Here is a 4,286-nt window from a genome sequence, read left to right on the forward strand (position 1 = left end):
TATGATCTCGGCTATTCGCCAGTACTCGCCAACAGAATAAGCGAGGCCTACTACGCCGACCACCAACCGGTAATCGCCGGGGTTTGTCACGGCGTACTCGGACTCATCAATGCCAAAGACCGCGACGGTCAGCTACTAATAGCAGGCCGCCGAATGACCGGCGTGACCGACAAGCAAATAAAAGAACTGGGCGTTGCCATAACGCCGATGCACCCAGAAACCGAACTCAAAAAAGCGGGTGCACAATTTGAAGCTAAAACCGCCTTTCGTGACTTTTTTGCCACTCACGTGGTCATCGACGATGAAAAACGCTTTGTCACTGGTCAGAACCAAAATTCCGGTTTGGAAGCAGCGCATAAAGTGCTCATGCTGCTCGCCAAAAAATAATCATAACGCTAACGACGAATCTGTTAGGAGATACCTGTGAAAAACACCTTAGGCTCAAAAATACTGCGCGCAATTGTGTGTATTCCCGCGATTATTTTTATTGTCACCGGCCTGCAATTTCTCCTAGATCCGGCGGAGGCGGTAAAGCAGTTCGGCATGCCGCTATTAGACGGTGTCGGCCGCAGCAGCCAAATCGGTGATATGGCAGGCTTTTTCCTGACCTGCGGGCTATGTGTGCTTATTGCGGTAAGTACTGGCAAACGCGTTTGGTTTTATCCCGCCGCGATGCTCACCAGCATCACCGCGATAGGCAGAATACTGGCATGGCTACTCCACGACGCCGCACTGGCGATAAACTTAATTGCACCCGAAATTATTTTCACCGCACTTTTCCTGTTTGCCGCCAGCCGTCTGCCTTCGCCCACCGCGCCTAGTAATGCCGAGCGCCAAGCCACATCAGACTCCGAGTGAGGTCAGTACATGTTCACTAACACGTTACGGCCCCTGCCCAAGGCCTTGCTACGCTTTACCGTCGCTACCGCGCTTATCGCGGGGCTCAGCACCCAAGTCTGGGCGGCTGTGGCGGCAGAGCACACTAGCAAGCGGCCCAATATTGTTCTGATCTTGGCCGACGACTTAGGCTTTACCGACAGCGCGCCCTATGGCAGCGAGATCAGCACCCCGGCATTGTCTGAGCTCGCCGACAACGGCATTAAATTCACCAATTACCACACCGCCGCCAACTGCGCGCCGACACGCGCTATGCTCCTGACGGGCGTCGACAACCACCGCGCGGGCGTGTCCAATATTCCAGAGATGGTGCCCCCAGAACTACAAAGCCACCCCCACTACCAAGGCACCCTCGGCAATAATATTGTGACGGTGGCAACACTGCTTCAAGACGCGGGTTACCACACGTATATGGTGGGCAAATGGCATTTAGGCGCCACCCCCGATCTGCTGCCCAGCAGTCGCGGCTTTGAGCGCACCATTGCCATGACCGACTCCGGCGCCGACAACTGGGAGCAAAAGCCCTATATAGCCATCTACGAACAAGCCAATTGGTTTGCCGACGGCGAGCGCTACACCCTGCCAGACGACTTTTACTCGTCGCGCTTTATCGTCGACAAAACCATCGAGTTTATCGACAGTAATACTGAGGACAACGCGCCCTTTTTTGCCTATTTACCGTTTCAAGCGGTACACATGCCGGTACAAGCCCCACAAGAATTTATCGACCGCTATATGGGCGTGTACGACATGGGCTGGACAGCGCTGCGTGAACAGCGGCTACAGCGCGCCGTTGCACTCGGTATTGTGCCGCAAAGCACCGCAACCACAATGATGAATACCACCAAGGACTGGGAGCAGCTCAGCGCAGACCAAAAACGCTATGAAGCCAAACGCATGGCCGTTTACGCCGCCATGGTCGAAGCCATGGACTTCCACATCGCGCGCTTGGTGGCCTATCTAAAACAGACCGGCCAGTACGATAATACTATTTTTATCTTTGCCTCCGACAACGGCAGCGAGGCCACCGGCCCGGCCAATGCCCAAGCCGCAGCACTGCGCTTTGCGCTGCGCCAACAAGGTTATAGCACCGACTACGACACCCTCGGCCTCAAGGGCAGCTTTAATTCCCTAAGTCCCAGTTTTGCCAGTGCCTCTGCCTCGCCACTTGCCTATTACAAGTTTCACACCGGCGAAGGCGGTATGCGGGTGCCACTGATTATTGCCGGCGAACCCATTGCCGCCAAACAACGCATCAGCCATGCCTTTTCCTTTGTCACCGATATCACCCCAACCATTTTGGACTTAACGGGCGTCCCAGCGCCCCAAGAAAAATACGGCAAATTGCGCTATGGCGGCCGCGAAGTCGAAGCCATGATTGGTCGCAGTTTATTGCCGCTATTACGAGGCGACGTTGAGCGCCTCTACGGTGACGCCGACGAAGACGCGGTGGGCTATGAACTGGCGGGGCACGCCGCACTGTTTCTTGGCGACTACAAACTGGTGCTCAACAAGCCTCCGGTCGGCGACAACCAGTGGCATTTGTACAATATTGCCACGGATCCCGGCGAGACCACCGACCTAAGTAGCGTTGAATCACCACGCCTACAAAGAATGTTAAATCTGTATCAGCAGTACGAAAAGCGCAACGACATCCAAGCAATGCCTGCCGGCTTTGTCGGTGCCCGGCAAGTGGCCATCAATGGTCTGCGCGACCGCTTTGGCGCCCAGATTATTATCGGCATTATCACGCTGATCATTCTGACATCTTTTTACGCAATTTACCGGCGAAGCAGCTATGAGTGAAACACTGCACATCGGCTCAATCGAACCCAGCGCCGAACAGCTAAAAGCCCTGCAAGCAATCGATCCAGAAGGCACATTTCACTTTGTGAATTTTCTGGCCTTTAAAGACGAGGCTGAATATCCGGCGGAGCATAAACTGGCAGAGACTAAACTCAGCGGCAGCGATGCCTACGACAAATACGGCGCCGTCGCACTTGCGCAAATTATTCAACGCGGCGGAAGACTCATCACCCTGAACACCGTTGACTTAGAAGTTATCGGTTCATCCGGTTCATGGCATAGGGTGGCCACCATGGAATACCCCAATATTGCGGCCTTTCTAGATATGATTGCGGACCCTGACTACCAGCAGGCCTTAGTCCATCGCGATGCGGGTCTCCAAGACACCATCGTCTTAGTGACACGGCCACAACTCAAAGCGCCTATTGGATAATTGGGCTAACACTTTAGGAGAGAACGAATGATTAAAGTTTATGGTGTACACGGCTCGCCCTTCGTGCGTAAAGTATTTATCGCGCTGGACATAAAGGGGATTCCCTATGAAGTCGTGCAGCAAATGCCCTTTTCCCGCGACGCAGAATATCTGAAGATCAACCCCCTCGGCAAAGTGCCCGCGCTAGTCGACGACGACTTAACGCTGTGCGACTCAAAAGTGATTTGCCAGTATTTAGAGGAAGCCTACCCCGAGGTTGCACTCTACCCCAAAGATCCTAAAGAACGGGCTCGGGCACACTGGTACGAAGATCTCTGCGCTGGCCGCGTCGCCGAGCTTGCCTCGGGTATATTCTTCCAGCGCTTTATGCGGCCCTTTGTCCTCAAGCAAGAAGCCGACGAAGTGCTGGTCGCCAAAATCATCGACCGCGACCTGCCGCCGATGCTCGACTACCTAGAATCGCAAATCCCCGCCGACGGTTTTATCTTTGGCGACTTCATGATGGCCGATCTCAGCGTCGTCAGTCCTTTTATAAACGCCGCCTACGCTGGCTACCAGGTAGATGCCACGCGTTGGCCTGCAGTGGCCGGATTGATCGCACGGGTGAAAGAGCAACCGCAGGTTAAGGCGGTATTGGCTAAAGAGGCTAAGGCGCTGGGATTAGGGTGATCGCTTAGAACGGCTCAGGTCTCATCTTTTACATCTACGTAAAGTTTGGGACTTTAGCCGGTTTATTCAGCCACGCCCCCTTGAATAAGCTCAGCAACATAATCACCCCACACTCGGTATGCCTCAGCACCCGGATGGAAGCCATCCGCGGCGATCCCGCTAAGTTCTGGCGAGTATGGAATCGGCGCGTAAGTACAGGAAGCTTCCCTGTCCGCCACGGATTTCATGAGCACATTGAATTGCTTCGCTCGCAAGCCCAACCACCACCGCAGTGGATTCGGCAGCGCAGGAAACAGGTGCATCGGTGGAATGCTGGATAGGTAAACCCTACGCACACCGAACTTCTCAGTGAGCAGCTGCACGATTAGCCGCACATTTTCAGTCCACGTGCTCGCCCTATTGAGTCCGGTCACATCATTGACACCAATGGAAACAACCGCCGTATCAAACTCTTCCTGCGGCATTGCATGGAGTCTGTCCA

General features: G+C 54.2%; 5 protein-coding genes and 1 pseudogene. 5 read left to right on the top strand and 1 reads right to left on the bottom strand.

Translation table 11 applies throughout. The features are described 5' to 3' along the window. From ABYT30_RS16295 to ABYT30_RS16315, 5 genes and pseudogenes are all read left to right on the top strand, one after another. Positions 1 to 387, top strand: a pseudogene (locus tag ABYT30_RS16295) (type 1 glutamine amidotransferase domain-containing protein); the annotation flags it as partial. 36 nt (positions 388 to 423) lie between these two features. Continuing rightward, positions 424 to 858: a hypothetical protein gene (locus ABYT30_RS16300; RefSeq protein WP_373097521.1), complete on the top strand. Its 435-nt coding sequence runs from the start codon at positions 424 to 426 to the stop codon at positions 856 to 858. 9 nt (positions 859 to 867) lie between these two features. Further along, on the top strand, positions 868 to 2,703 hold the full coding sequence (locus ABYT30_RS16305) for an arylsulfatase (protein ID WP_373097522.1): 1,836 nt from the start codon (positions 868 to 870) through the stop codon (positions 2,701 to 2,703). Then, positions 2,696 to 3,136 carry a DUF1330 domain-containing protein gene (locus tag ABYT30_RS16310; RefSeq protein ID WP_373097523.1) on the top strand — a complete coding sequence of 147 codons (441 nt, stop codon included), beginning with the start codon at positions 2,696 to 2,698 and terminating at the stop codon, positions 3,134 to 3,136. Before ABYT30_RS16305 ends, ABYT30_RS16310 begins: the two co-directional genes overlap by 8 nt. Positions 3,137 to 3,163: 27 nt before the next feature. Beyond that, a complete protein-coding gene (locus ABYT30_RS16315) occupies positions 3,164 to 3,805 on the top strand; it encodes a glutathione S-transferase family protein (protein WP_373097524.1) in 642 nt (213 codons plus the stop codon). Between the two features lie 62 nt (positions 3,806 to 3,867). Here the strand turns inward: ABYT30_RS16315 and ABYT30_RS16320 are convergent. Further along, positions 3,868 to 4,286, bottom strand: a 419-nt coding sequence (locus ABYT30_RS16320) for an SGNH/GDSL hydrolase family protein (RefSeq protein WP_373097525.1), incomplete at its 5' end; no start/stop codon positions are given.

The sequence above is a fragment of the Zhongshania sp. genome, from assembly GCF_041623545.1.
Classification (GTDB): domain Bacteria; phylum Pseudomonadota; class Gammaproteobacteria; order Pseudomonadales; family Spongiibacteraceae; genus Spongiibacter.